Source organism: Pseudomonas poae (assembly GCF_001439785.1).
Classification (GTDB): Bacteria; Pseudomonadota; Gammaproteobacteria; order Pseudomonadales; family Pseudomonadaceae; genus Aquipseudomonas; species Aquipseudomonas poae.
Window position 1 is genome coordinate 16,646 of record NZ_JYLI01000023.1, and the last position, 24,483, is coordinate 41,128.

A 24,483-nucleotide genomic window follows, 5' to 3' on the forward strand; every position below is an offset into this window, starting at 1 on the left:
TTTTTTGAGGGCGGTTGCGGCTTACTGTGTAGGTGCGGATACCCGCCCTGGGTGTTTCACAGACTTAGATCTTGCCGACCAGGTCCAGGGACGGAGCCAGAGTGGCCTCGCCTTCTTTCCACTTGGCTGGGCACACTTCGCCCGGGTGGGCAGCGACGTACTGAGCAGCCTTGATTTTGCGCAGCAGCTCGGAAGCGTCACGGCCAACACCGCCGTCGTTGAGCTCGACGATCTTGATCTGGCCTTCAGGGTTGATCACGAAGGTGCCACGGTCAGCCAAACCTGCTTCTTCGATCAGCACGTCGAAGTTGCGGGAGATGGTCAGGGTCGGGTCGCCGATCATGGTGTACTGGATCTTGCCGATGGCTGGCGAAGTGTTGTGCCAGGCAGCGTGGGCGAAGTGGGTGTCGGTGGAAACGCTGTAGATCTCGACGCCCAGTTTCTGGAATTCGGCGTAGTTGTCAGCCAGGTCTTCCAGTTCGGTTGGGCAAACGAAGGTGAAGTCGGCTGGGTAGAAGAACACAACGGACCATTTGCCTTTCAGGTCAGCGTCGGTCACATCTACGAAGCTGCCGTTTTTGAATGCGGTGGCTTTGAACGGTTTTACTTGGCTGTTGATGATAGGCATCGTTGACTCTCCGTCAGGGGTTATGAAGTTGATGGGGTGAATCCTAACCACTCTTTACGTCGATGGCTCATTGGCAAACCTGATGCTGGCGATTGGTTTTCCCTATCAGGTCACTGTATTAATAGAAGAAATCTCACAGCAACGGTTGGCTGGCCAGGGTCATGCCAGTAAAGGGCGTCGCCTCAACATAGCGCATGGCCGATTTCATGTCGCGCCAGCCGACGTAACTCATCAGCGATTTCAAGTCCCAGCCACTGCGGTGGGCCCAGGTCGCAAAGCCCCGGCGCAATGAGTGGCTGGTGTATTGCTCGGCGGCTATCCCCGCGCGCTGGAGCGCCTGACGCAACAACGGAATCACGCTGTTGGGGTGCAAGCCCTCCTCGCCCAGATTGCCCCAGCGGTCAATGCCGCGAAACACCGGGCCGCGCACCAGAGCCGAGGCGCTGAGCCATTCGCCGTAGGCCTGTACCGGGCACAGCCTCAAGAGCGCAGGCGTTTGGTAGGTCTTGCCGAGATTGTCGCGATCACTTTTGCTGCGCGCCAGATACAGGCTGATACCCGCGCCGGGCGTGGCCTGTACATGTTCGATCTGCAGGCGACACAGCTCATCACTGCGAAACCCGCGCCAGAATCCCAGCAGGATCAACGCCGTGTCGCGCCTTGCGCGCAGTAATCGCGGCTGATCCTGCTGCTCACTCGCGTCTTGCGCCTCTGCCTGCAGAGAGGCCACCACCCGCTCCAGGTGAATGAGTTGCAACGGCTCTGCCTGCTTCTCCTGAAGCGGGTGCACGGCCCGAATGCCCTTGAGTACCTTGCGCACCACCGGCGCCTTCGTCGGGTCGGGAAAGCCCTGGCTGATGTGCCACTGCGCCAGCGCCGACAGCCGCAGCTTTAACGTATTCACCGCCAGCACGCCTGCGTGCGCCACCAGATAGCGCGCCACGCTGTCGCTGGTGGCGGGCAGGAACCCACCCCAATTCACCTCGAAATGCTCGACGGCCGCGCTATAGCTGCGGCGCGTGTTATCGCGGGTGGCCGCGTTGAGATACCGCTCCAGATCGCTCATGGCAGGCCTTTTCGTACTGATGGCAGGGGTGTTCGCGCTCACAATGCGCATGACACGGGATAATACGCCAATATCCCATCTGTTAAATCATGAATTTAAAGGATTTTCGATTTGTGATACGGTATGTAAATACATACCCTGTACCACGGTACGAAATCGACGGAGACCCCATGGCTCGTGGCGGCATCAATAAAGCAGTAGTCCAGACGGCGCGCATGGCGATCATTGCCCGTGGCGAAAACCCCAGCATCGACGCGGTACGCATCGAGATGGGCAATACCGGTTCGAAGACCACTATTCATCGGTATCTAAAGGAGTTGGACGAAAGCGAAACTCGGGCAACCATCACCCAGGCGCCCATCGACGACGAACTCGGCGAACTGGTGTCACGGCTGGCCCAGCGCCTCAAAGAGAAGGCCCAAGAACCGATCGACCTGGCCCAGGCGCAGTTCGAACAGGACAAGGCCGCCCTGCTCGGCCAGCTGGAAGCGCTTGAGCTTGCCCATAGCCAGCTCAAGCAGCAGTTCGATATCCAAGCCGCAGCGCTTGCAGAAGAAAGCGCTGCGCTGCAAACCGCCAGCACCAGCCTGCAAACCGAGCAGACGCGCAACGCCGGGCTCAGCCAGGCGTGCAGCGATTACGCGTTGAGGATCAACGACAAGGACGAACAGATTCGTTCGCTGGAAGACAAGCACCTGCATGCCCGCGACGCGCTTGAGCATTACCGCAACGCGATCAAGGAACAGCGCGAGCAGGAACAGCGCCGACATGAGGGTCAGTTGCAGCAACTGCAGGCTGAACTGCGCCAGGCCCAGCAAAGCGCGATGGTGCGTCAGGACGAGATCACCCAGCTGCACCGAGACAACGAGCGCCTGCTGATCGAGCACCGCGTCACGGCCAAGGAGTTGAATGCGCTGCAGGAACAGACGCGCAAGGACCAAGCCCAGCAACTCGCATTGAGCGAACAGGCAAACCGAATTGAAAGCGAACGCACGCTGCTGCAGGAGCGTTTGCGCGTGGCCATGCTGGACAACCAGTCACGCCAGGAGGCGCTGGCCGAGCATCAACAGCAGAACAAGACGCTGGAACTGGACCTGATCAAGGCCCAGGCCAGCATTGAAGCGCTGCGCCTGGCGGCTGTCATTGCGACGACGCCAGAGGCAGCGCCTGACACCTGATCAGTCGGCTACCGGCGTGCGCATGGTGACGAACTCTTCCGCCGCCGTCGGGTGCACGCCGATGGTTTCATCGAAATGCTGCTTGGTCGCGCCCGCTTTGAGCGCGATCGCCAGCCCTTGCACGATTTCGCCGGCATCGGGGCCGACCATGTGGCAGCCCAGCACCCTATCGGTGTCGGCGTCGACCACTAGCTTCATCAAGGTCTTTTCCTGGCATTCGGTGAGGGTGAGTTTCATCGGCCGGAAGCGGCTTTCAAATACCTTCACCGTGTGGCCTTGCTCTTTTGCGTCTTCTTCGGTCAGGCCAACAGTGCCGATATTCGGCAGGCTGAACACCGCCGTCGGAATCATCGCGTAATCCACCGGGCGATACTGCTCGGGCTTGAACAGACGACGCGCTACCGCCATGCCCTCGGCCAGGGCAACCGGGGTCAGCTGCACACGGCCGATCACATCGCCAATCGCCAGGATCGATGCTTCAGCGGTCTGGTACAGGTCGTCCACTTCGACAAAGCCGCGCTTGTCCAGTTTGACGCCAGTATTTTCCAGGCCGAGATTGTCCAGCATCGGCCTACGGCCAGTCGCGTAGAACACACAATCGGCTTCCAGCACACGTCCATCCTTGAGCGTCGCCTTGAGGCTGCCGTCAGCCTGCTTGTCGATACGCGCGATATCGGCATTGAACTGCAGGTCCATGCCGCGCTTGGTCAGCTCTTCTTTCAAGTGCGTGCGCACCGAGCCGTCGAATCCGCGCAGAAACAGGTCACCGCGATACAACAGCGAGGTATTGGCGCCCAGGCCATGGAAGATCCCGGCAAACTCGACCGCAATGTAGCCGCCACCCACCACCAGTACGCGCTTGGGCAGATCCTTGAGGAAGAACGCCTCATTGGAGCCGATCGCGTGTTCGCGCCCCGGAATCTCCGGAATCTGCGGCCAGCCACCGGTAGCGATCAGAATGTGCTTGGCGGTGAACCGCTCGCCATTGATTTCCACCTGATGAGGGTCGACCAACCGCGCATGCCCTTCGTGCAGCGTGACGCCACTGTCGACAAGCAACTTGCGGTAGATACCATTGAGGCGGTTGATCTCACGATCCTTGTTGGCAATCAACGTCGCCCAATCGAAGTTCGCTTCGCCCAGGGACCAGCCAAAACCGCTGGCCTGCTCGAAGTCTTCGGCAAAATGCGCGCCGTACACCAACAGCTTTTTCGGCACGCAACCGACATTGACGCAGGTACCGCCCAGGTAGCGGCTCTCGGCCACGGCCACTTTGGCACCAAAGCCCGCGGCAAAGCGGGCCGCGCGAACACCGCCGGAACCGGCGCCAATTACGTACAGGTCAAAATCGTAGGCCATTTCACTCTCCTCGGCAGCGCATCAGCATACCGACTTAGATGGGGCGGAAAAACGAAAAAGCCACCCTAAGGTGGCCTTCTCTTTAAACATGACGACGCAGGCGTGAATCAGTAGGCCTTGCCAGTCTTGTAGAAGTGCTCGTAGCAGAAGTTGGTGGCTTCGATGTAGCCTTCAGCGCCGCCGCAGTCAAAGCGTTGGCCCTTGAATTTGTAGGCAATCACGCAACCGTCTTTGGCTTGCTTGAGCAGAGCGTCGGTGATCTGGATTTCGCCACCTTTGCCTGGCTCGGTTTCTTCGATCAATTTGAAGATGTCCGGCGTCAGGATGTAACGACCGATAATCGCCAGGTTCGAGGGTGCGTCTTCCGGCGCAGGCTTCTCGACCATGTCGCGGACGCGGATCAGGCCATCACCAATGTCGTCGCCGGCGATAACGCCGTACTTGTTGGTCTCGGCCGGGTTGACCTCCATCACCGCCACGATGGTGCAACGGTATTTCTGATAGAGCTTGACCATCTGGGTCAGCACACCGTCGCCTTCCAGGTTGACGCACAGGTCATCAGCCAGGACCACGGCGAAGGGCTCGTCGCCGATCAGTGGGCGGCCGGTGAGGATGGCATGGCCAAGGCCTTTCATCTGGGTTTGACGGGTGTAGGAGAAAGAGCACTCGTCCAGCAGCTTGCGGATACCGACCAGGTATTTTTCCTTGTCGGTGCCCTTGATCTGATTTTCCAGCTCGTAGCTGATGTCGAAGTGGTCTTCCAGCGCGCGCTTGCCGCGACCGGTGACGATGGAAATTTCATTCAGACCGGCATCCAGTGCCTCTTCGACGCCATACTGGATCAGTGGCTTGTTTACCACCGGCAGCATCTCTTTGGGCATGGCCTTGGTCGCTGGCAAGAAGCGAGTGCCGTAACCGGCTGCTGGGAACAAGCATTTCTTGATCATATGAGTCCTTACAAAGGGCTGTGCGTACGGAATTCGGCGCAGTCTAATGAGGCAGCAGTCACCTTACAATGGGTCCTGCTGGCGTTGCGATAGCAACATAGAGAAAAAATTTCTGTGTAAGTTCCACTTATCTTGCGACAAATGCCCTCACCCACTCCATGGGTATGCAATAACTTGGGCCGCAGCGCAACATTTGGCGCTATCATTGCGGCCTTGAATCACATCACGAGACGGTTAATAGATGTCAGAACCCAAAGGCGTAAATGGCTATCTGATCACGAAGCGAGCAGACGGCTGGCACTTGATCAACTTCCACGGTGACAGCGTCGCAGGCGTATTTGCCAGCGAAAGCATGGCAATTGCGGTTGCCGAAGTGTTCGTGGATGAGGCAGGCCATGCGTCCAGCAAGCGGCCCAAAGGCAAATAAGCCTACTGCCCTGCTCACACAGCCCCGATAATCGGGGCTTTTTTGTGTTTGTCTGTACCAAGATGGCAGATCGCTATAATCTTGCGCAAACGCCCCACGACAGTGTCAGCGCCCTTACATCTCCTTTGACGACGATCCCACCATGAACAAGATCCTGACACTGACTGCCGTACTGGCGCTGGCCGGTTGCACCACCACCTCTGACGTGGTCCTCAAAAATGGCGAACAGGGCCTGACCATCGATTGCTCAGGCGAAGTCAACTCCTGGGCCAGTTGCTACGAGAAGGCCGATGCCTCCTGCGCCGGCACCGGTTACCGCATTATCGGCACCGAGGGCACGCCCGCATTGAGCGAGGAAGACAAGACGCTCGGTAAGGACGTTGGCAATTTCAAAGGCCGCAGCGTTGTGGTGGTCTGCAAATAGGCGCCGCGCGCCTAAAGCTGAATATCGGCAAAACGGATGCCCAGGCCCCGCAGCGTCTCGATCAAGCTATCCAGACTCGCGAAGGACTCCACTTCATCCTGATCATCCACCAGGAAAAAACTGCGCCCGCCGCTTTTTTTGAAGAAGACGATCCATTCACCCAGGTCGGCGGGGTTCTGGATAATGTGGGTGGCCGAAATCAGACCCTCGGCCTGGCAGCTTGTGACATGTTCACGTTTCATGACGGCGTTCCAAAAACACACAAATGCCGCTTGGCCTCAAAGGCCGAGCGGCATTTTTATCGGATTCAAAAGGTTAGGCCTGTTAAAGCGCTCAACCGGAAATGCAATCTTCCCCGGCTTTCTTCACGTCACCTGGCCGGATCGGCACATTGGACATGCTCTCGTAGAGCTTGATGCTGCTGCCGCTGGAGCGGTCTTCAATCTCGAAAATCGCCGAAGGATCAGCCGAGAATTTCTGTGGCACGATCACCTGCACCCCATTCTTGTGCGGCTCTATCTGCGACGGCCGACGCGTACTGGACAACTTCTGCACAATGCACGCCGCATAATCCTGCGGCTTCTTTCCAGAAATGACCGCCAGTGTGGGCGGGGTCTGCTTGATGTCTGCAACCGAAGCACACCCGCCGATCGCCAACGCCAGAACCAACACACTCCACTTCATACAAAAACCTCCGATAAAGACCCTACGACAGCGGGCGTAGGAATTTTCTCCCGCAAAGTAGGATTTATCTCTGATAACTGGGTAGATAAACTGTTTTAAATTGTCGAAGTCGTCGAAGACGGCCCGATAATAAACGCGCTGGGGCTGATAAACTCCATCTTAACCTACGTATCGTTCTGATTTTTCAGAAAAAGCCCTTCTGGAGACACCTCATGAAATTCATCCACCAGCGTGAGCACCTCAATGAAGGAGACATCGTCGTCATCGAATGCTCGCAAACTTGTAATATCCGTCTGATGAGCGATGCGAACTTTCGCAGCTTCAAGAACGGCGGTCGCCACACTTACCACGGCGGCGCGTTCGATCAATTCCCGGCCAAAATCACCGCGCCCAGCACCGGTTTCTGGAACATCACCCTGGACGTGGTCACCCGCCGTGCCATCAGCGTTACCCGCAAACCGGCGCTGTCCCACAAGATCCGCATCGTCCGCCGTACCAGCAGCAAGCTGAGCTGACCCTCGCCTCGACAGGAATAAAGCTGTGATCACCACCACCAAATACGTCATCAAGTACAAGCTCAACGGCGAACGCCGCTTTGAATTCGCCCAGCTTGAGTCCAACAGCATTGAAGAGGCCAGGCAAGCGCTGGCCAAAATTCACGATTCCAGCGATGAAATCAGCGACATCACCGTGAGTAAGGCGCTGTAAACCCATGGCCGGCCCTACTGCCGATCTGTTTGCCGACGAGGCCTTGCGACAACCGGCGAGCCGCGAGCAGATCGGTGAACAATCCTTTGTACTCAGAGGCTTTGCCTTGCCGTGGATTGATCGCCTGCTGCCCGAGCTGAGAAGCGTGCTGGCCCGGTCCCCCTTTCGCAGAATGGTCACCCCCGGCGGCTTTACGATGTCGGCGGCGCTGAGCAGTTGCGGCGCATTGGGCTGGACCACCGACAGCACCGGTTACCGCTACAGCCCGACTGATCCGAATAACCAACAACCCTGGCCTGCCCTGCCCGACGCCTTGCGCCAACTGGCGGAGCAGGCTGCGGCGAATGCGGGGTTCAGTGACTTCGCGCCGGATGCGTGCCTGATCAACCGCTACGTGCCCGGCGCCAAGATGTCCCTGCACCAGGACAAAAACGAACGCCACTACGCTGCGCCAGTGGTGTCAGTGTCCCTCGGGCTGCCGGCGATCTTTCTGTTCGGCGGCCACGCGCGCAGTGACAAGCCGCAAAAAGTTTCGCTATTCCATGGCGACGTGGTGGTGTGGGGCGGCGTTGATCGCTTGCGCTTTCATGGCGTGATGCCGATCAAGGACGGCGAGCACCCGATCATGGGGCCACAACGCATCAACCTCACCTTGCGTACCGCCGGCTGATTTGACCGCAAGCTTCAGAGTGCCACGGCTCAACCGTGCAGCTAATCTGCCCGTGAACCGTCAAGAGTCCAGGCCATGAACACTGAACAAGACCCACGCTGGGCGGCTGTCCTCGCTCGAGACCCGAAGGCCGACAGCCTGTTTGTCTATGGCGTCAGAACCACCGGCGTCTACTGCCGGCCCAGCAGTAGCGCACGCCGGCCGCGCCCGGAGAACGTCGAGTTTTTTGACACGCCTCAACAAGCCGAAGCGGCCGGTTATCGACCGAATAAACGCGCCGAGGGCACCACACAACAGGCGCGACTCGTGGCAAGCGCTTGTCGCCAGATCGAACAGGCCGAAACCGAACCCAGCCTTGAAACCCTGGCCATGCAGGCCGGGCTGAGCCCCTTCCATTTTCACCGGGTATTCAAATCGATCACAGGCCTCACGCCCAAGGGCTACGCCCGCGCCGAGCGCTCACGCAGGGTGCGCGATGGGCTCACGCAGCCAGGCACCGTAACGGACGCGCTGTACGACGCAGGCTTCAACTCCAACAGCCGCTTTTATGAGTCGGCCGGGCAAATGCTGGGCATGAAACCCAGTGACTACAAGGCCGGCGGCACCAACAGCGAAATCCGTTTTGCCGTGGGTGAATGCTCGTTGGGTGCGATTCTGGTGGCGCAAAGTCTGCGAGGTGTGTGCGCGATCCTGCTGGGCGACGATCCAAACGCACTGGTACACGACCTGCAGGACAAGTTCCCCAAGGCCGAACTGGTGGGCGCGGATCACGACTTCGAACAGCTGATCGCTCAGGTGGTGGGTTTTATCGAAGCGCCTGGCCTGGGCCTGAACCTGCCGCTGGACCTGCGCGGCACGGCGTTTCAGGAACGGGTGTGGCAGGCCCTGCGCGATATTCCTGCGGGCAGCACCGCCAGCTACGCGCAGATCGCCCAGCGCATCGGCGCGCCCACCTCATCCCGTGCGGTGGCGCAAGCCTGTGGCGCCAACAGCCTGGCGGTGGCGATTCCCTGTCACCGCGTGGTGCGCAGCAATGGTGATTTGAGCGGTTATCGCTGGGGCGTAGAACGCAAGCGGCAGTTGCTGGAGCGAGAACGCGAGGGCTGAACGGACTGGCCTGATGACCATGGGCCTGTTAAAACAGCGAACCGTCTTACCCTTGCTGGAGACCTGTCCCATGAGCACCTGGCCAGACACTCGCATTCTTGACCTGCTGGGCATTGAAGTGCCCATCATTCAGGCCCCCATGGCCGGCGCTACAACCACTGCCATGGTGATCGCCGCCAACGAGGCCGGCGCGCTTGGCTCAATGCCCGCCGCAGCGCTGAGCATCGAGCAACTTCGTGAAGCGCTGACCACGATTCGTCAGGCCAGCAACCGGCCAATCAACGTCAACTTTTTCTGCCATCAAACGCCGGCCCCGGATGAGGCACGCGATACCCATTGGAAAGCGTTGCTCGAACCCTACTACCGCGAACTGGGTGCCGACTTTGACGCGCCAACGCCCATGTCCAACCGCGCACCGTTCAACGACGAAGCGTGTCGGGTGGTCGAAGAATTTCGTCCCGAAGTGGTGAGCTTTCACTTTGGCTTGCCGGAAAAGTCCCTGCTCGACCGAGTAAAAGCCAGCGGTGCCAAGGTGCTGTCCTCGGCCACCACCGTTGAGGAAGCGCTGTGGCTGGAGCAACACGGCTGCGACGCTATCATCGCCATGGGCATTGAGGCCGGCGGGCACCGGGGGATGTTCCTGAGTGAGGATATCCATAGCCAGATCGGCCTGTTTGCGCTGTTGCCGCAAGTGGTCGACGCCGTCAGCGTGCCGGTGATTGCCGCCGGTGGCATCGCTGACGCGCGGGGCATCGTCGCGGCCTTCGCCCTCGGCGCGTCAGCGGTGCAGATCGGCACGGCCTACCTGTTTACGCCACAGGCCACGGTGACGGCCTCCCATCACCATGCGCTGCGCCATGCCCAGGCCAGCGAGACCGCTCTCACCAACCTGTTCACAGGGCGGCCGGCGCGCGGCATTGTCAACCGGGTCATGCGCGAACTCGGCGCAATGAACCCGGCGACACCGGCCTTTCCCAGGGCCGGTGGTGCGTTGATGCCGCTCAAGGCCAGGGATGAAGCCGGCTTCAGCAACTTGTGGGCCGGCCAGGCAGTGCGCCTGGGCAAAGACATTTCAACCTACGCACTCACCTGTGAGCTGGCCGAACACGCCCTGGCAAAACTGCAGTAGAGACTTCGCGCTGTACCGACAATAGCCAAGCGCTATATATTTGCGTACACAGCGATTGCGCCATGACGCGCCGTCCACCCTCAAAGGAGCTGCTGCATGAAGATTCACGCCCCGCGCCTGGCCGTCCTGGTCGCGGCCCTCGCCTTCGGCTCAGCCCAGGCTGATGAAGTCCAGGTGGCCGTGGCCGCCAACTTCACCGCGCCGATCCAGGCGATTGCCGCCGACTTCGAGAAAGACACCGGCCACAAGCTGGTGGCGTCCTACGGGGCAACCGGGCAGTTCTACACCCAGATCAAGAACGGCGCGCCGTTCGAAGTGTTCCTGAGCGCCGACGACACCACCGCCAAAAAACTCGAGAACGAAGGCGACACCGTCAAGGGGTCGCGCTTCACCTACGCCGTGGGCACCCTCGCGCTGTGGTCGGCCAAGGACGGTTATGTGGACGCCAAGGGCGAGGTGTTGAAGGGCAACCAATTCAAACACCTGTCCATCGCCAACCCGAAAGCTGCGCCCTACGGCCTGGCCGCTACCCAGGTGCTGGCCAGACAAGGCCTGACCGAGCAGGTCAAGGACAAGCTCGTTGAAGGCCAGAACATCACCCAGACCTATCAGTTCGTGTCCACCGGCAACGCCGAATTGGGGTTTGTCGCCTTGTCGCAGATCTATAAGGACGGCAAGGTCACGCACGGTTCGGCGTGGATCGTTCCTGCCTCACTGCATGATCCGATCAAACAGGACGCGGTGATCCTCAACAAGGGTAAAGACAATGCGGCGGCCAAGGCCTTCATTGACTACCTCAAAGGGCCAAAAGCCGCAGCGGTCATCAAGTCCTACGGTTACGAGCTGTAAATGCCGCTGTCGAGTGCCGATTTTTCCGCGATCTGGTTGACCGTCAAACTGGCGTCACTGACCACCGTGATCCTGCTGCTGATCGGCACGCCGATTGCCCTGTGGCTGTCGCGCACGCGCTCATGGTGGCGCGGGCCCATCGGCGCGATCGTCGCACTGCCGTTGGTGCTGCCGCCCACGGTGATCGGCTTCTACCTGCTGCTGACCATGGGGCCCAACGGTTATGTGGGTCAGTTCACCCAATGGCTGGGGCTGGGCACCCTGACCTTCAGCTTCGCCGGGCTGGTGATTGGCTCGGTCATCTATTCCATGCCCTTCGTGGTGCAGCCGTTGCAGAACGCCTTTGCTGCCATTGGCACGCGTCCACTGGAAGTTGCTGCCACCTTGCGCGCCAATCCCTGGGATACGTTTTTCACCGTGACCCTGCCCCTCGCACGCCCGGGATTCATCACTGCCGCCATCCTCGGCTTTGCCCATACCGTGGGTGAGTTCGGCGTGGTACTGATGATCGGCGGCAATATTCCGGACAAGACCCGGGTAGTGTCGGTGCAGATCTACGATCATGTCGAAGCCATGGAATATGCCCAGGCCCATTGGCTGGCAGGCGCCATGGTGGTGTTTGCGTTCGTTGTGCTGCTGGCGCTGTACTCCAGCCGTAAAACCCGCATGGGCTGGAGCTGATATCGATGATCCAGGTGCGCCTGCACAGAAAGTACTCGGGGTTTGCGCTGAAGGTGGACCTGCACCTGCCCGGGCGTGGTGTGACGGCACTGTACGGACACTCCGGCTCCGGCAAGACCACCTGCCTGCGCTGCATCGCCGGGCTGGAGCGCGCCGAGGACGGATTTATCCAGGTCAACGACGAGGTCTGGCAGGACAGCCGCATCGGGCTGTTCGTACCGCCCCATAAACGCGCATTGGGTTATGTGTTTCAAGAAGCCAGCCTGTTTCCTCACCTGTCGGTACGGGCCAATCTCGAATTCGGCCTCAAGCGCATTCCGCGCTCGGCGCGCCGTGTGGATATGGACCAGGCCACACAATTACTTGGCATCGGTCATCTGCTCGAGCGTAATCCCGAGCATCTTTCCGGTGGCGAACGCCAGCGCATCGGCATCGCCCGCGCCTTGCTCACCAGCCCGAAGTTGTTGCTGATGGACGAACCGCTGGCCGCCCTCGACAGCCAGCGCAAGGGCGAAATCCTGCCGTATCTGGAACGTTTGCACGACGAACTGGATATTCCGCTGCTCTACGTCAGCCACGCCCAGGATGAGGTTGCGCGCCTGGCCGATCACATCGTGTTGCTCAGCGACGGCACGGCGCTGGCCAGCGGCCCGATCGGCGAAACCCTGGCGCGTCTGGACCTGCCTCTGGCGCGGGGCGACGATGCTGGCGTGGTGATCCATGGCACCGTCAGCGCCTATGACGCGGCCTACCAGCTGCTCACCCTGCAACTGCCTGACAGCGCCCTGCACATGCGTGTCGCCCATGCGCCGCTGGCACTGGGCCGTGCGCTGCGGGTGAAAGTACAGGCACGGGATGTGAGCCTGAGCCTGCAGGCGCAGGAGCACAGCAGCATCCTCAACCGCCTGCCGGTGACAGTCACCGAGGAAATCCCCGCGGACAACAACGCCCACGTGCTGGTGCGCCTGGACGCTGGCGGCACACCGTTGCTGGCACGGATCACGCGGTACTCCCGCGACCAGTTGCAACTGCACACCGGGCAGGCGTTATGGGCGCAGATCAAGGCGGTCGCGGTGCTGGCGTAACCATTTGGCACGACCGACCATCGCTGCGGTCAATCAGACATACGGCCTGATCTGTTGCCAAGGAAGTTGCCCATGCCCGATTCCGACCTGCCCCGCGATTTGCACTACGTCGATGACACCCAACCCGGCATCACCCGCAAAAAGCTGCGCGGCAAATTCCATTATTTCGATGCCAAAGGCGAGCGCATCACCGACGCCGACGACATCAAGCGCCTGAATGCCCTGGCTGTGCCGCCGGCGTACACGGATGTCTGGATCTGCGCCGACCCGCGCGGCCATCTGCAAGCCACCGGCCGCGATGCGCGTGGGCGCAAGCAATACCGCTACCACACCCGCTGGCGCGAGGTACGCGACACCGACAAGTACTCACGCCTGCAGGCCTTCGGCAAGGCTCTGCCCAAGTTGCGCAAACAGCTGGAGGCGCAACTGGCCGAGCCTGGCTTCACCCGCGAGAAGGTGCTGGCGACCGTAGTGATGTTGCTCGATGCCACCTTGATTCGCGTCGGCAATACGCAGTACGCACGCGACAACAAATCCTACGGACTGACGACGTTGCGTAACCGCCACGTAGACGTCAAAGGCAGCGAAATTAAGTTCCAGTTCCGTGGCAAAAGCGGCGTTGAGCACCAGATCAGCGTGAAGGACCGGCGCCTGGCTACCGTGGTCAAGCGCTGCATGGAATTACCGGGGCAAGACCTGTTCCAGTACCTGGACGAGGACGGCGAGCGCCATACCGTCAGCTCCCACGATGTGAACGCCTACCTGCACAGCCTCACCGGCGCAGACTTCACCGCCAAGGACTATCGCACCTGGGCCGGCACCGCGATGGCGCTGGCGGTGCTGCGCGAACTGGAGTGGCAGCCCGAATCCGACGCCAAGCGCCATGTGGTGACCATGGTCAAAGACGTGGCCAGGCAGTTGGGCAACACCCCGGCGGTGTGCCGCAAGTGCTACATCCACCCGGCGGTGCTTGAGCATTTCAGCCTGGGCGAACTGTCCAAATTGCCCCCGCCACGACTGCGCAAAGGGCTCAAGGCCGAGGAAGTGGCGTTGGCCATGTTCCTTGAACAACTGGCCGAGGCGAGCTAGGCTCCTGCCCCTTGACCACTGACCGGACGACTGCCGACGTGAATAACTGAGCCTTTCAAAAATGTATCTGCAACAGGCCACCTTGCGTGCCTGTTGGCCTGTTCGACATTTTCTGGAGGTGCCTGTGACTCACGTCAAGCGGCTACCCGTATTGGTTTCCCTGCAACACCTGTGTTTCCAGTTCGCCAACGGCGAAACCCTGCTGGAAGACCTCAACCTGTCCATCGATCACACCCCGACCGGCATCGTCGGCCGCAATGGCTGCGGCAAAAGCCTGCTGGCCAAACTGCTCGCCGGGTTGCTGACGCCGTCTTCCGGCAGCGTGAAAAGGTCTGTCAGCGTGAAGTACGTTGCGCAGACGGTGGACATTCAAGCGGGAGACACCGTCGCCCATCTCACCGCAACCGTATCCATCCTGGCGGCGCTTGAGCGCATGACTGCCGGCACAGCCGACGGCGCCGATGTCGAGTTGATCGATGATCGCTGGGACCTGGCCGAGCGCTTGCGCGCTGCGCTTGATGCCGCCGGCTTGCCTGACGTCGACGCTCAGACGCCGGCCGAACATCTGAGCGGCGGTCAGTTGGCGCGGGTTGCGATTATCGGTGCGTTGCTGGCGGCGCCACACTTGCTGATTCTCGATGAGCCGAGCAACCACCTCGACAGCGCAGGACGCGCCTGGCTGCTGCACGCGCTCCACCTCTGGCGAGGTGGACTGGTGGTGGTCAGTCATGATCGGCAGTTGCTCAATGCCATGGGCCGCATCATTGAGCTGTCACCCCTCGGCGCCCGGCTGTATGGCGGCAACTATGATGACTATCGCCAACAGCGCGAGGCGCAGCAGCACGCGGCGGTGGCCGAGCTGGAGCGCATGCGCCTCGAACGCAGCCGCGAACGACAGCGCCTGCAACGCCAGAACGATGACCTGCAACGCCACGCCGCCCGCTCGCGCCAGCATGCGCAGAATGCCAACGTTGACCGGTTTACCCGGTCGCGCTGGAAAGGTGCCGCCACCGAGGTGGTCAGTAAGGTGCGCGGTGCGCAGCAGGCCCACAAGGGCCAACTCGATGCGCAGGTGCGCCAGGCGTCCCAACACGTGGCGTCCGAGATGCCCACCCTGCTCGTCTTGCCGGCCTCGACAGTGCCCAACGGCCGCCAGGTGATGAGCCTGGCGCACGCGCAACTGCCGTGGCTTGATCCACTGGCACCCTCAACGTGGCTCACGCTCAACCTCGCCGGGCCCGTACGCGTTGCCGTAAAGGGACCCAACGGCTGCGGCAAATCCACGTTGCTCAAGCTGCTGGCCGGCCAATTGCAGGTCGCCAGTGGGGTCTGCTCGGTGCCTCTGCCGACCGCGTATATCGACCAGCATCTGGCGCTGCTGGATAACGGGCGTTCCGTGGTCGAACAGCTCAACCTGCTCGCCACGCCGCTGGCCGAAGCCGAACTGCGCACCCGCCTGGCGTTGCTGCAACTGGATGCTGCGCGAGTGACGCAACCGGCCGGGCAACTCAGCGGCGGCGAACGCCTGAAAGCCGCGATGGCGATCGCCTTGTGGCGTGGGACGCCGGCACAATTGCTGCTGTTGGACGAGCCGACCAATCACCTGGACCTGGAGTCGGTCGTGGCGTTTGAGCAAGCCTTGAAGCACTTCACCGGGGCAATGGTGGTGGTTTCCCATGACGACGCCTTCCTGCAGGCGATCCAGCCGACTCATCTGTTGATCTGGCAAGAGGAACGTTGGCAGCTAGTGCGTAGCTGAGCCCCACACCGCCCCTGTGGCGAGCAGGCTTGTCCTGCGTTGGGCTGCGCAGCAGCCCCAAAACCAGGCGCTGAGCCGTATCAGGTACACCGCGTTTTGCTGGATTGGGGGCGCTCCGCACCCCAACGCGGGGCAAGTGCCGTTCAGTTAAGCGCAGATTCCCTGTGGCGAGCAGGCTTGTCCTGCGTTGGGCTGCGCAGCAGCCCCAAAACCAGGCGCTGAGCCGTGTCAGGTACACCGCGTTTTGCTGGAGTGGGGGCGCTTCGCACCCCAACGCGGGGCAAGCCCGCTCGCCACGAGGGCGTGTTCAGTTGGAATGGACTGTGGGCTACCCGTGCATTGCGCCGCCGTGCAAAGCGATCTACGGTAATGGCCGATTAATCTCACCCAGGAGCCTCGCGCCATGCTGCCCTCATCCCGCAAACCTTACGCCAGTGCTGCGCTCGCCCATCGGCGGCTGTGGCGCGGGCGTGTGGGCCTGATGCTGGTGGCCGGGCTGTCGGTGCTGGCGGGGATGACCGATGCCATTGGTTTTATGGCCAGCGGCGATTTTGTGTCGTTCATGAGCGGTAACACAACGCGGCTGGCAGTGGCGATCAGCGCGGGTGACCTGGGTTTGACTGCGCGCCTGTCGCTGCTGGTGGCCACCTTTATTCTGGGTAATGCCCTGGGCGTGGTCGTCAGCCGGCTGGGCAAACGCCGCGCACTGCCGTTGCTGCTGTGCATCGCCGCCCTGCTCTGCGCCGCTGCGCTCTGGCCGTTGGCCGATACGCTGCCCGCGCTGCTGGCGGCAATTGTGGCCATGGGCATGCTCAACGCGGCCGTCGAAGAAGTGAACGGACTGCCGGTGGGGCTCACTTATGTGACGGGAGCGCTCTCGCGATTTGGTCGAGGGCTGGGTCGCTGGGTGCTGGGGGAACGCCGCAATGGCTGGCGCGTACAATTGATCCCGTGGGCGGGCATGTTTGTCGGCGCGGTGATCGGTGCGTTGCTGGAACAGCAGATGGGCATGCGCGCATTGTGGGTCAGCGGCGCGCTGGCGGGAGTGTTGGGGCTGGTGTCGCTGAAGATTCCACGGCGCTGGCAATTGAGCTTCATGCCACGTTGAACAGCCGTGAGTGCGAGACCCGCTCGACGTTCAGGCCTCGACATCCCTGTACCGGTAAAGAGCCGTTACGCCGAGCGGGCGGGTGAATCATAGGTCAATGCCCACCGGACCGTCCCGCAGGGCATTTCCGAAAACCGCTGAGGCAAGGATTACAGGCAGGTCGCCAGTGCGGCCAGGCGACGCTTGGCAGGCATGCTGTCGGAGGCGGCGTAATACTTGACGCTGGAGCCGGCCCCTGCGCTTTGCACGTCCACGAAGTAATCCCCGCCGGTGGTGTAGACCGTGAAGCCGCCCGCCCCGCTCGGCTCCTTGAAGCCGCCGGCATCCACGCCGAACACGCTTTCATCCTGCCAGCCGTACTGGATGCATTGGGCAACTACCAGCGTGGCCTTGTCCGACGCCAGTGTCTTGTAAGGGCTGCCCGTGCGCGCCTCTTTCATCTTCGAACCGGCGCACCCCGTCAGGGCTGTCAGTACCAATGCAGCTGCTACCACCTTGCGCATGCCATCGCTTCCTTGGAAAAAAGGCGACTCTACCATTGCAGCGGGCTTTTTTCGCCTGATCGGAGCGTTGTGCTGAAGGATCCCGCTCAAGCGAGCTTGACCGACACCAGTTCCACCGAGTCGCGCGCCACCCGCAAGTCGCAGGCATCCTGATTAAGCCGGTGAATGGTGTTGAGCAGGCGCTGGCGCAGCACTTCATCGCCAAGCTGTTCGACGGCGCGCATCAGCTCGTACGCCGCCGTTTCGTTGTTATCGGCGACGGCATCGAGGGTCTTGCGCAGGTTACGAGTGGCACGGGTCACACGGATTTTTCCTTCTTCAGCAATGGGCAGGCACTGTAGGACATGGATGTTTCATTTTAATTTCAAACAGTTGTGGCCCATTCGCCGACCTTTGATCCAGATCAATCGCAACAGGCTTTGTCAGAAATATCTGGCAATATGCTAGCGGTTGACGGCGCCGGCGAACTTTATGTTGGCGAACTGATCCATGCTCTGCACGTCAGGCCGCCGCAGGCCTGCGCATTGGCTGTTGGTCCCCTGGAGCGTTCATACATGCTTGTCGCAATTGGCATTTTTATCTTCACCATCGTGCTCGTCATCTGGCAGCCCAAGGGCCTCGGGGTCGGCTGGAGCGCGACGCTGGGCGCGATCATGGCCCTGGCCTTTGGTGTGATCAGCCTGGCGGATATTCCGGTGGTGTGGCACATCATCTGGAATGCCACCGGCACCTTCGTTGCCTTGATCGTGATCAGCCTGCTGCTGGACGAGGCCGGGTTCTTCGCCTGGGCCGCGCTGCACGTGGCACGCTGGGGCCGTGGTCGTGGCCGGCGGTTGTTTGCCTACATGGTGCTGCTGGGTGCGCTGGTGTCGGCGCTGTTCGCCAATGATGGCGCGGCGTTGATCCTCACGCCCATCGTGATGTCGATGCTGCTGGCTCTACGCTTTTCGCCGGCGGCGACCTTGGCGTTCGTAATGGGCGCCGGCTTTATCGCCGACACGGCGAGCTTGCCGCTGGTGGTGTCGAACCTGGTCAACATCGTCTCCGCCGACTACTTCAAAATCGGCTTCAACGAATATGCCGCCGTGATGGTGCCGGTGAACCTCGTCAGCGTGGCCGCAACCCTGGCGGTGCTGCTGTGGTTTTTCCGCCGCGACATCCCGCAGACCTACGACCCCGCCGACCTGGACGACCCGGCCAGCGCGATCCGTGACCGTGGCACGTTCCGCGCAGGCTGGTGGGTGCTGGGTATTCTTCTGGTCGGCTGTTTTGCCCTGGAACCCCTGGGCATTCCCATCAGCGCGATTTCCGCCGTGTGCGCGGTGCTTCTGCTGGTGATTGCTGCCAAGGGCCACACGATTTCCACGCGCAAGGTGTTGAAGGACGCGCCGTGGCAGATCGTGATCTTTTCCCTGGGCATGTACCTGGTGGTCTACGGCCTGCGTAACGCCGGGTTGACCGACTACCTGGCCACCTGGCTCGACACCTTCGCCACCCACGGCGTGTGGGGCGCGGCCATGGGCACCGGCGTGCTCACGGCGCTGCTGTCGTCGGTGATGAACAACCTGCCGACCGTGCTGATCGGCGCGCTGTCCATCGAGTCCAGCCATGCCGTGGGCGTGGTCAAGGACGCGATGATCTACGCCAACGTCATCGGCAGCGACCTCGGCCCGAAGATCACGCCCATTGGCAGCCTGGCCACTCTGCTGTGGCTGCATATCCTTGCGCGCAAAGGCATCACCATCAGTTGGGGCTACTACTTCAAGGTCGGCATCGTGCTGACCCTGCCGGTGTTGTTGATCACCCTCGCCGCCCTCGCCTTGCGCCTGAGTCTCTGACCGCTCTATGCTCTGCGCCTTTGTCAAAAGGACCTGGGCATGCTGTCGATCTTTGTCTACGCGCTGGTATTCGGCTTCGTGTTTTGCCTCTCGCCCGGCGCCGTGCTGGCAGAAACCCTGCGCCGTGGCCTGCTCCACGGCTTCACCCCGGCGCTGCTGGTGCAAGTCGGCTCGCTGGTGGGCGACGCGGTATGGGCCGTCATCGGCCTGACCGGCATCGCGCTGCTCATCCAGCACGACACTGTCCGCATCCCGCTGACCGTGGTTTGCGCGCTTTACCTGGCCTGGCTTGGCGTACGCAGCCTGATCGATGCCTGGCACCTGCCGGCAGCCGATAACGCCCCCGCCAGCTCTCGGCAAAATGCGCTCGCGGTGGGCGCGGCAATTTCCCTGGCCAACCCCAAGAACATCGTTTACTGGGGCGCCCTGGGCAGCGCGTTGTCCGGCATCGTCGGCGCCACACCCAGCCACGGGCAGACCCTGATGTTTTTTGCAGGCTTCATGGTCGCGTCGGTGCTGTCGTGCTTTCTGGTGGCGGGACTGGTGAACCTGCTGCGCCAAAATGCTTCGCCCACCTGGCAGCGCGTCAGCTATGCAGTGTGCGGGCTGGTACTGATTTATCTGGCCGTGCTCGCGGCGCAGGGTATATGACGCGATGTATACCAATCGTTATCTGAATGGACGCTGACCCATGAACCGTATCGAACAGATTGCGCTGATGGCGAACTACAACCAATGGATGAACCGCAAGGTCTACCACGCGGCCGCCCAACTGACCGATGAAGCCCTGCGCAAGGACCGCCAGGCGTTCTTTGCCTCGATCTTCGGCACCTTGAACCACCTGGCCCTGGGCGACATCGTCTGGCTCAAACGCTTTGCCATGCATCCAGCCGGGTTCTCGGCACTGGCCCCCTTGAATACCCTCGCCACCCCCGCCAATCTGAAACAGCTCGCGTTCGCCGACCTGCAGGAACTGACCGCCCTACGCGTGTGGCTGGACCAGATGATCATCGACTGGGCTGCGACCTTGCACGACAACAACCTCAACCAGCAATTGAGCTACCACACCATGGCGGGTGACGCAGCCAGCAAGCCGTTCTTCAGCCTGCTGGTGCACTTTTTCAATCACCAGACTCACCACCGCGGCCAGGTGACAACGTTGTTGAGCCAGGCCGGACAGGATGTGGGTGATACAGACCTGCTGGCGCTCATGGATTGAATCGTCGGATTTTTCTGTAGATAACTGATCTACCAAGGTTTTTAGCCCGCGCAGAGGATCGATAAAAGCCCCCTTCGACCTTGCATCGAAACGCCTGGGACTATATATTCCCAACCCTGCTGCACCGCGCTACCGCCCGAATGGCGAAACTGGTAGACGCATGGGACTTAAAATCCCCCGCTCGTAAGGGCGTCCCGGTTCGATTCCGGGTTCGGGCACCATAGATATCAAGGGCTTGCCGGGGAAACCTGGGCGGGCCCTTATCGTTTTTGCTCCGCAATTTTAAAGTCTGCTCCGCAATTTCCTTCCTCTGGCGTCCTGCCGCACAAACACATTAACCATAACCGCTCCAACTGCTACGCTGTTCACTTCACGGAGAAACAGCAATGCCAAATTCAGATCTGATCCCTTCCCTGCTTTCAAAACTCTACGAAAACCAGCTTGCCTTGGAAGCCTCCATCATGGAGCTTTCGAACTGGGTAGAGCAGCGCGGCTCGTCCGATGTCGCCGAGAACATCCGAGGCGCCTTGCACACCATTGATCAGAACGAAGACTTCATCAAGCTGACCCTCGCTGTGCTGATGGCTCCTGACTGATCGTCGAGCAGCACTGCATTTCGTCGGCAATCACCTCTCGCAATGCGCCGCCTCGATTACTGTACGCACATACAGTATTTGAGATTCCACCATGACCGTTGACGCAGATACCGATGATTGGCTCGGATGCCCCACGCCACTGGAAATGTACCAGCATCAGTGCGCGCTGCTCGAGGATGAGCTGAACAGCGCCTATCAGCTACTGACCAGGGCAAGGGCAAACATTGCCGGGCTTGTCCAGATGAATGACCTGCTGCTGGCCGGCAAGAGCAAGGCCGAGGCATCGCTAAAGCGGGCTCAGGCTCGCCTGTTGGAAATTGGCGACGAAACATCTGGCAACCACAGCTTTCGCCCCATCGATACGATCACAGGGCAGCGAGACCACCTGTTCAGGGAGAATCAGCGGCTTCTGCTCGAACTGAAAGTGTACCGGGGGCCACCGTCCTGACGTACGCCTGACAGGCCCGCAGCGCGATCAGTCCTTGGTCGCCGGCGTCGGTGATGGCGATAATTCTTTGAGCATGCGCTGGGTTAAGTTGGGCTCGACGGGCTGCATGAACCACGCTGACGGCGCCGGGGGCGGCAGGCACGTCGCAGCCACTGGCTGAATCCGTGGCGTCGAGAAGGACTGACAACCGCACATCAGCAGTGGCAAGGCGATCACGCAGAGCAGCCTGATTACGTTGGGCATCGGATAATTCCTTGATGTGTTGTTGGTCCTGGGTGGCGATTTGTTTCTCGATGGCCAGGCGCTTGTCCTGCTCAGCTCGTACCTGCGCGGCGGCGGAATTGCTGATAGCGGCCAGGTCATCCTTGTGCAGGCCGGCCTGCTCGGAGAGCTTCTTGCCCAAGCGCCAGTCCTGCACCTGCCAGGTGACGCCGGCAGCGGCGGCCATCAGCAACATGATCAGCACCGCCAGTCCGGCCAGCTTCTGCACCGGCGTCATGCCAGCACCTTCAGCGCCTTTTCGTACAGCGCCTGGCGGTCGGCCAACCCGTTCACGCCCCCGTTGATGCGCCGAGTGATCTTCACGAACTCCCCTTGATCCGCAAGCGTGTTCAGTCCGCGCGTCGACCAGAACCAGGCAGCCGACATGGCCGCGTGCTGCGGCAACTCCAGCAGCTCCGGCTTGTTGATCAGGTCCAGGCCAAGGGCCTCGCCGCAGGCGTTGTAGTTCGCCCGGCCAGTGACCTGGATCAGACCCCGCCCACGGTACTTGGAGCCATCACCCTTCTCGGTATTGCCCAGGTCGGCACGGCCTTCGTACGTGAGCTGCTGCGCGGTGGGGCCCCAGATCTCGCGCACCCAGCGCAACTGCCCGGACTCATGACCGATCTGAGCGATGAACGCCGCAACGCGCGCGGCACCCACAATGCCGTAGTGGCTCATGGCCGTATTCAGGGCGGGAACAAAAACGCCGGCATTGCGGCCGGCGTTCGGGAGGATCTGCAGCAGTTGCTGCTCAGTGATGGGCATGGCTTTCTCCAGGCGAAAAAAAGCCCGCTCAGTGGCGGGCATCTGTATTCGGCGGGCTATCAGGCGTCAGTGACTGCTTCCGGCTCGGCTACAGGTGCAGGTGCAGGTGCAGGTGCAGGTATAGAAACCACCGGCGCATCCGGCACCAGGATGTGCAGAGTGATCATGTGCTTGAGGTCGTACGGCTTACCGTCCTTGGTCACCGTAACGGTCAGAACGCCGTCGGCAAAATCCACATCCACGTCGGCGCGACTGTCCACCCGGTTAACGGTGTAGCCCCAGCCATCATCCAACGGCGGAAAAGGAACCATGCCCAGGGATCCGACGATCAAATAAACGCCAGTAGACTTGCGCGAAGAGGTGACAGTACCTGCACCATTCGTTACAAAGTCGTAGGTGTCGCCAGTCGCGCCCAATACGTTAATTGCTGCTCTTGCCATGTTTAGATCGCCTTGAGGGTGCCGTCAGAAGCACGGGTGGTATTGCCTGTGTGGTAAAGCTCAATTTCAGGGGTTACAGCTCCGTTGTAGACGGATCGCATCTTGATGGTCCCCGTGTTACCAGTCAGGCCGTAAGGCCATGCAATCATGAGCCTGTTGCCAGTGGTGCCGAATTGAATGGTCTGCCGGTAATAAAGACCAGTGCCGCCTTGTGGATTCAGGCCAGACGCGGCCGATGAGAAAACCTTGTTATCAATTCCCGCGTAGTTTTCCGCTGTCCACGGAACCGTCGACTCGGAACTGGCGATGCCTATCATCTCCATAGTCGGCACATTTCCGGCTGAGCGGCCCGTATTCAGAGTGGCGGCGGTGCCCAAGCCGAGCGCCACCTGGGCCGCAGCTTGCGTCGAACCTCCAGTACCACCTCTATTCACCGGCAGCGCGGCAGGAATTGCCCCGCTTGAAGGAGCACCCAAGGCAGCATAGAGCTCAGCAGTCATGGCGTTGATTTTGAAACCAGTACTTCTTGTGGTATCGCCGCCAGCTCCTGTTGGAGCTGTGCCAAGGTTGATATCTTGCCTTGCCATAAAATGAACCTCTTAAGTCGTTTATATTTTAACTACGCTACAGGCTTAGCAAAAACAACCGGCATATAAAAAGCACTTGGAAGATCGGCGCCTACAGCCTGCATTACAACTCTGTCGTTTTGGTATTCCCAAACGGCGTACATATTCCCCTGCCTTGATACGACGCCAGCCATATCCATGGCTACATTATTCAGCATCATGTAATCGCCACTAGACAAACTTGACGGTGCGGTCCAACTGTATCTATATACCCCTTGACTGGTTTGTGCTGCGCCAAGATAAGTCCACGAAGTAATGGATCTTGTAAATTGTGCGCAGGGCGTACCATTATCGAATAAAAGCTTTGTAGAGCCATCCCACAATCGCATTCCATATGTCGCGGTAGGGAAAGACATGAACGCAGCGGAAAACCATGCTCCGGAAGTTGCAGTGCCTACAATTCCTCGAAAGGAAAACCCGGTCCAGCCACCTGGAGCGCCCTGTATTACACAGAAACACAAGGTGTTCGACTGAGCAGGCCTTACAAATACCAGGGGAGGCTCACTAGTTGTTACCGTTTTTGCAAACGCTACAGAAACTCCTGAGCCGGTTCCGTTCCAGCTTCCTTTCTCGAGAACAACTAGCCTTGAGAACTCCGTATCAATGGTCACGATATCGCTGTTATTTTTAAACGACGCTCCATAAGCCATTATCTGAACCTCATTACTAAAAGCCTCTGATTGCTAGTTCCTAATGGCCCTGTATTTGCTGCGGGGCTACCAAAATAAATGGTCACGCCTCCAGAGTTAACTATTGCAGTGTATTGAATAGAGGCGTAGTTCTGCCCGCCCGTGTCATATGCGGCGATTGGGACACATACTGCTGAGTGCGTTGCAGGATCTACCCCCGATATTGATATAAACTGAGTCCTGCCAGCCGAACCTGA

The 24,483-nt window shown here is 60.3% G+C and carries 32 protein-coding genes and 1 tRNA gene; 20 read left to right on the forward strand and 13 right to left on the reverse strand.

Going from position 1 to position 24,483, the window contains the following annotated elements; translation table 11 throughout:
* Window positions 1-64: 64 nt before the first annotated feature.
* Window positions 65-628 (reverse strand): alkyl hydroperoxide reductase subunit C, encoded by a 564-nt coding sequence (ahpC, locus tag TU75_RS22255; RefSeq protein ID WP_003191303.1) that lies wholly within the window; start codon window positions 626-628, stop codon window positions 65-67.
* A gap of 133 nt (window positions 629-761) precedes the next feature.
* Window positions 762-1,694, reverse strand: a complete 933-nt coding sequence (locus tag TU75_RS22260) for a site-specific integrase (protein WP_060550132.1) — start codon at window positions 1,692-1,694, stop codon at window positions 762-764.
* Between the two features lie 170 nt (window positions 1,695-1,864).
* Here TU75_RS22260 and TU75_RS22265 point away from each other — a divergent pair, with 170 nt between their 5' ends.
* Window positions 1,865-2,872 carry a DNA-binding protein gene (locus TU75_RS22265; protein WP_060550133.1) on the forward strand — a complete coding sequence of 336 codons (1,008 nt, stop codon included), beginning with the start codon at window positions 1,865-1,867 and terminating at the stop codon, window positions 2,870-2,872.
* On the opposite strand, the gene gorA is transcribed toward TU75_RS22265, so the two are convergent.
* Window positions 2,873-4,231 (reverse strand): glutathione-disulfide reductase, encoded by a 1,359-nt coding sequence (gene gorA, locus TU75_RS22270; RefSeq protein WP_060550134.1) that lies wholly within the window; start codon window positions 4,229-4,231, stop codon window positions 2,873-2,875. It lies immediately after the preceding gene.
* Between the two features lie 107 nt (window positions 4,232-4,338).
* Window positions 4,339-5,178 carry a UTP--glucose-1-phosphate uridylyltransferase GalU gene (galU, locus tag TU75_RS22275; RefSeq protein WP_003230743.1) on the reverse strand — a complete coding sequence of 280 codons (840 nt, stop codon included), beginning with the start codon at window positions 5,176-5,178 and terminating at the stop codon, window positions 4,339-4,341.
* Window positions 5,179-5,419: 241 nt separating this feature from the next.
* On the opposite strand from galU, the gene TU75_RS22280 reads away from it, so the two are divergent.
* Window positions 5,420-5,605: a hypothetical protein gene (locus TU75_RS22280; protein ID WP_003230745.1), complete on the forward strand. Its 186-nt coding sequence runs from the start codon at window positions 5,420-5,422 to the stop codon at window positions 5,603-5,605.
* Between the two features lie 142 nt (window positions 5,606-5,747).
* Complete coding sequence (locus tag TU75_RS22285; RefSeq protein ID WP_003230746.1) at window positions 5,748-6,029, forward strand: YgdI/YgdR family lipoprotein; 282 nt, start codon at window positions 5,748-5,750, stop codon at window positions 6,027-6,029.
* Between the two features lie 11 nt (window positions 6,030-6,040).
* Here the strand turns inward: TU75_RS22285 and TU75_RS22290 are convergent, their stop codons facing one another.
* Both TU75_RS22290 and TU75_RS22295 read right to left on the reverse strand, forming a co-directional pair.
* The gene (locus tag TU75_RS22290; RefSeq protein ID WP_003230747.1) at window positions 6,041-6,271 is read right to left on the reverse strand and encodes a hypothetical protein; all 231 of its coding nucleotides are present in this window, start codon (window positions 6,269-6,271) and stop codon (window positions 6,041-6,043) included.
* 91 nt (window positions 6,272-6,362) lie between these two features.
* The gene (locus TU75_RS22295; protein ID WP_003230749.1) at window positions 6,363-6,713 is read right to left on the reverse strand and encodes a hypothetical protein; all 351 of its coding nucleotides are present in this window, start codon (window positions 6,711-6,713) and stop codon (window positions 6,363-6,365) included.
* A 212-nt stretch (window positions 6,714-6,925) separates the two neighbouring features.
* On the opposite strand from TU75_RS22295, the gene TU75_RS22300 reads away from it, so the two are divergent.
* The 11 genes from TU75_RS22300 (at window position 6,926) to TU75_RS22345 (ending at window position 16,898) form a co-directional block, all read left to right on the forward strand.
* Entirely contained in the window at window positions 6,926-7,228 is a 303-nt protein-coding gene (locus TU75_RS22300) for a DUF1883 domain-containing protein (RefSeq protein ID WP_003230751.1), read from the forward strand.
* Window positions 7,229-7,253: 25 nt separating this feature from the next.
* A complete protein-coding gene (locus TU75_RS27810) occupies window positions 7,254-7,421 on the forward strand; it encodes a hypothetical protein (RefSeq protein ID WP_015372040.1) in 168 nt (55 codons plus the stop codon).
* A gap of 4 nt (window positions 7,422-7,425) precedes the next feature.
* Window positions 7,426-8,091, forward strand: a complete 666-nt coding sequence (gene alkB, locus TU75_RS22305) for a DNA oxidative demethylase AlkB (RefSeq protein WP_060550135.1) — start codon at window positions 7,426-7,428, stop codon at window positions 8,089-8,091.
* 75 nt (window positions 8,092-8,166) lie between these two features.
* Window positions 8,167-9,198, forward strand: a complete 1,032-nt coding sequence (gene ada / locus TU75_RS22310; protein WP_060550136.1) for a bifunctional DNA-binding transcriptional regulator/O6-methylguanine-DNA methyltransferase Ada — start codon at window positions 8,167-8,169, stop codon at window positions 9,196-9,198.
* A gap of 70 nt (window positions 9,199-9,268) precedes the next feature.
* Window positions 9,269-10,327, forward strand: a complete 1,059-nt coding sequence (locus TU75_RS22315) for an NAD(P)H-dependent flavin oxidoreductase (protein WP_060550137.1) — start codon at window positions 9,269-9,271, stop codon at window positions 10,325-10,327.
* A gap of 96 nt (window positions 10,328-10,423) precedes the next feature.
* Complete coding sequence (gene modA, locus TU75_RS22320) at window positions 10,424-11,176, forward strand: molybdate ABC transporter substrate-binding protein (protein WP_060550138.1); 753 nt, start codon at window positions 10,424-10,426, stop codon at window positions 11,174-11,176.
* On the forward strand, window positions 11,177-11,857 hold the full coding sequence (gene modB / locus TU75_RS22325) for a molybdate ABC transporter permease subunit (protein ID WP_060550139.1): 681 nt from the start codon (window positions 11,177-11,179) through the stop codon (window positions 11,855-11,857).
* A 5-nt stretch (window positions 11,858-11,862) separates the two neighbouring features.
* Window positions 11,863-12,942 carry a molybdenum ABC transporter ATP-binding protein gene (gene modC, locus TU75_RS22330; RefSeq protein ID WP_060550140.1) on the forward strand — a complete coding sequence of 360 codons (1,080 nt, stop codon included), beginning with the start codon at window positions 11,863-11,865 and terminating at the stop codon, window positions 12,940-12,942.
* Between the two features lie 72 nt (window positions 12,943-13,014).
* Complete coding sequence (locus TU75_RS22335) at window positions 13,015-14,031, forward strand: DNA topoisomerase IB (protein ID WP_060550141.1); 1,017 nt, start codon at window positions 13,015-13,017, stop codon at window positions 14,029-14,031.
* A gap of 124 nt (window positions 14,032-14,155) precedes the next feature.
* Entirely contained in the window at window positions 14,156-15,790 is a 1,635-nt protein-coding gene (locus TU75_RS22340) for an ABC-F family ATP-binding cassette domain-containing protein (protein WP_060550224.1), read from the forward strand.
* A gap of 403 nt (window positions 15,791-16,193) precedes the next feature.
* The gene (locus TU75_RS22345) at window positions 16,194-16,898 is read left to right on the forward strand and encodes a YoaK family protein (RefSeq protein WP_060550142.1); all 705 of its coding nucleotides are present in this window, start codon (window positions 16,194-16,196) and stop codon (window positions 16,896-16,898) included.
* Between the two features lie 149 nt (window positions 16,899-17,047).
* On the opposite strand, the gene TU75_RS22350 is transcribed toward TU75_RS22345, so the two are convergent.
* Window positions 17,048-17,401, reverse strand: coding sequence for a hypothetical protein (locus tag TU75_RS22350; RefSeq protein ID WP_060550143.1), 354 nt, complete (start codon window positions 17,399-17,401; stop codon window positions 17,048-17,050).
* An 86-nt stretch (window positions 17,402-17,487) separates the two neighbouring features.
* Window positions 17,488-17,703, reverse strand: a complete 216-nt coding sequence (locus TU75_RS22355) for a hypothetical protein (protein ID WP_003230775.1) — start codon at window positions 17,701-17,703, stop codon at window positions 17,488-17,490.
* Between the two features lie 252 nt (window positions 17,704-17,955).
* On the opposite strand from TU75_RS22355, the gene TU75_RS22360 reads away from it, so the two are divergent.
* From TU75_RS22360 to TU75_RS22385, 6 genes are all read left to right on the forward strand, one after another.
* Entirely contained in the window at window positions 17,956-19,239 is a 1,284-nt protein-coding gene (locus tag TU75_RS22360; protein WP_060550144.1) for an arsenic transporter, read from the forward strand.
* Between the two features lie 39 nt (window positions 19,240-19,278).
* A complete protein-coding gene (locus TU75_RS22365; RefSeq protein ID WP_060550145.1) occupies window positions 19,279-19,890 on the forward strand; it encodes a LysE family transporter in 612 nt (203 codons plus the stop codon).
* Between the two features lie 40 nt (window positions 19,891-19,930).
* A complete protein-coding gene (locus TU75_RS22370; RefSeq protein WP_060550146.1) occupies window positions 19,931-20,458 on the forward strand; it encodes a DinB family protein in 528 nt (175 codons plus the stop codon).
* A 134-nt stretch (window positions 20,459-20,592) separates the two neighbouring features.
* Window positions 20,593-20,679: transfer RNA gene (locus TU75_RS22375), tRNA-Leu, on the forward strand.
* A 165-nt stretch (window positions 20,680-20,844) separates the two neighbouring features.
* Complete coding sequence (locus TU75_RS22380) at window positions 20,845-21,054, forward strand: hypothetical protein (protein WP_060550147.1); 210 nt, start codon at window positions 20,845-20,847, stop codon at window positions 21,052-21,054.
* Between the two features lie 91 nt (window positions 21,055-21,145).
* Entirely contained in the window at window positions 21,146-21,502 is a 357-nt protein-coding gene (locus tag TU75_RS22385) for a hypothetical protein (protein WP_060550148.1), read from the forward strand.
* Here TU75_RS22385 and TU75_RS22390 read toward each other — a convergent pair.
* From TU75_RS22390 to TU75_RS22410, 5 genes are all read right to left on the reverse strand, one after another.
* Window positions 21,444-22,001 carry a lysis system i-spanin subunit Rz gene (locus TU75_RS22390; RefSeq protein WP_060550149.1) on the reverse strand — a complete coding sequence of 186 codons (558 nt, stop codon included), beginning with the start codon at window positions 21,999-22,001 and terminating at the stop codon, window positions 21,444-21,446. The genes TU75_RS22385 and TU75_RS22390 overlap by 59 nt on opposite strands.
* Window positions 21,998-22,531, reverse strand: coding sequence for a glycoside hydrolase family 19 protein (locus TU75_RS22395; RefSeq protein WP_060550150.1), 534 nt, complete (start codon window positions 22,529-22,531; stop codon window positions 21,998-22,000). Before TU75_RS22395 ends, TU75_RS22390 begins: the two co-directional genes overlap by 4 nt.
* Before the next feature lie 59 nt (window positions 22,532-22,590).
* The gene (locus tag TU75_RS22400) at window positions 22,591-22,842 is read right to left on the reverse strand and encodes a frataxin family protein (RefSeq protein ID WP_141719204.1); all 252 of its coding nucleotides are present in this window, start codon (window positions 22,840-22,842) and stop codon (window positions 22,591-22,593) included.
* A gap of 131 nt (window positions 22,843-22,973) precedes the next feature.
* Window positions 22,974-23,558: a hypothetical protein gene (locus TU75_RS22405; protein WP_060550152.1), complete on the reverse strand. Its 585-nt coding sequence runs from the start codon at window positions 23,556-23,558 to the stop codon at window positions 22,974-22,976.
* 32 nt (window positions 23,559-23,590) lie between these two features.
* Window positions 23,591-24,247: a hypothetical protein gene (locus TU75_RS22410; RefSeq protein WP_060550153.1), complete on the reverse strand. Its 657-nt coding sequence runs from the start codon at window positions 24,245-24,247 to the stop codon at window positions 23,591-23,593.
* Between the last annotated feature and the right edge of the window lie 236 nt (window positions 24,248-24,483).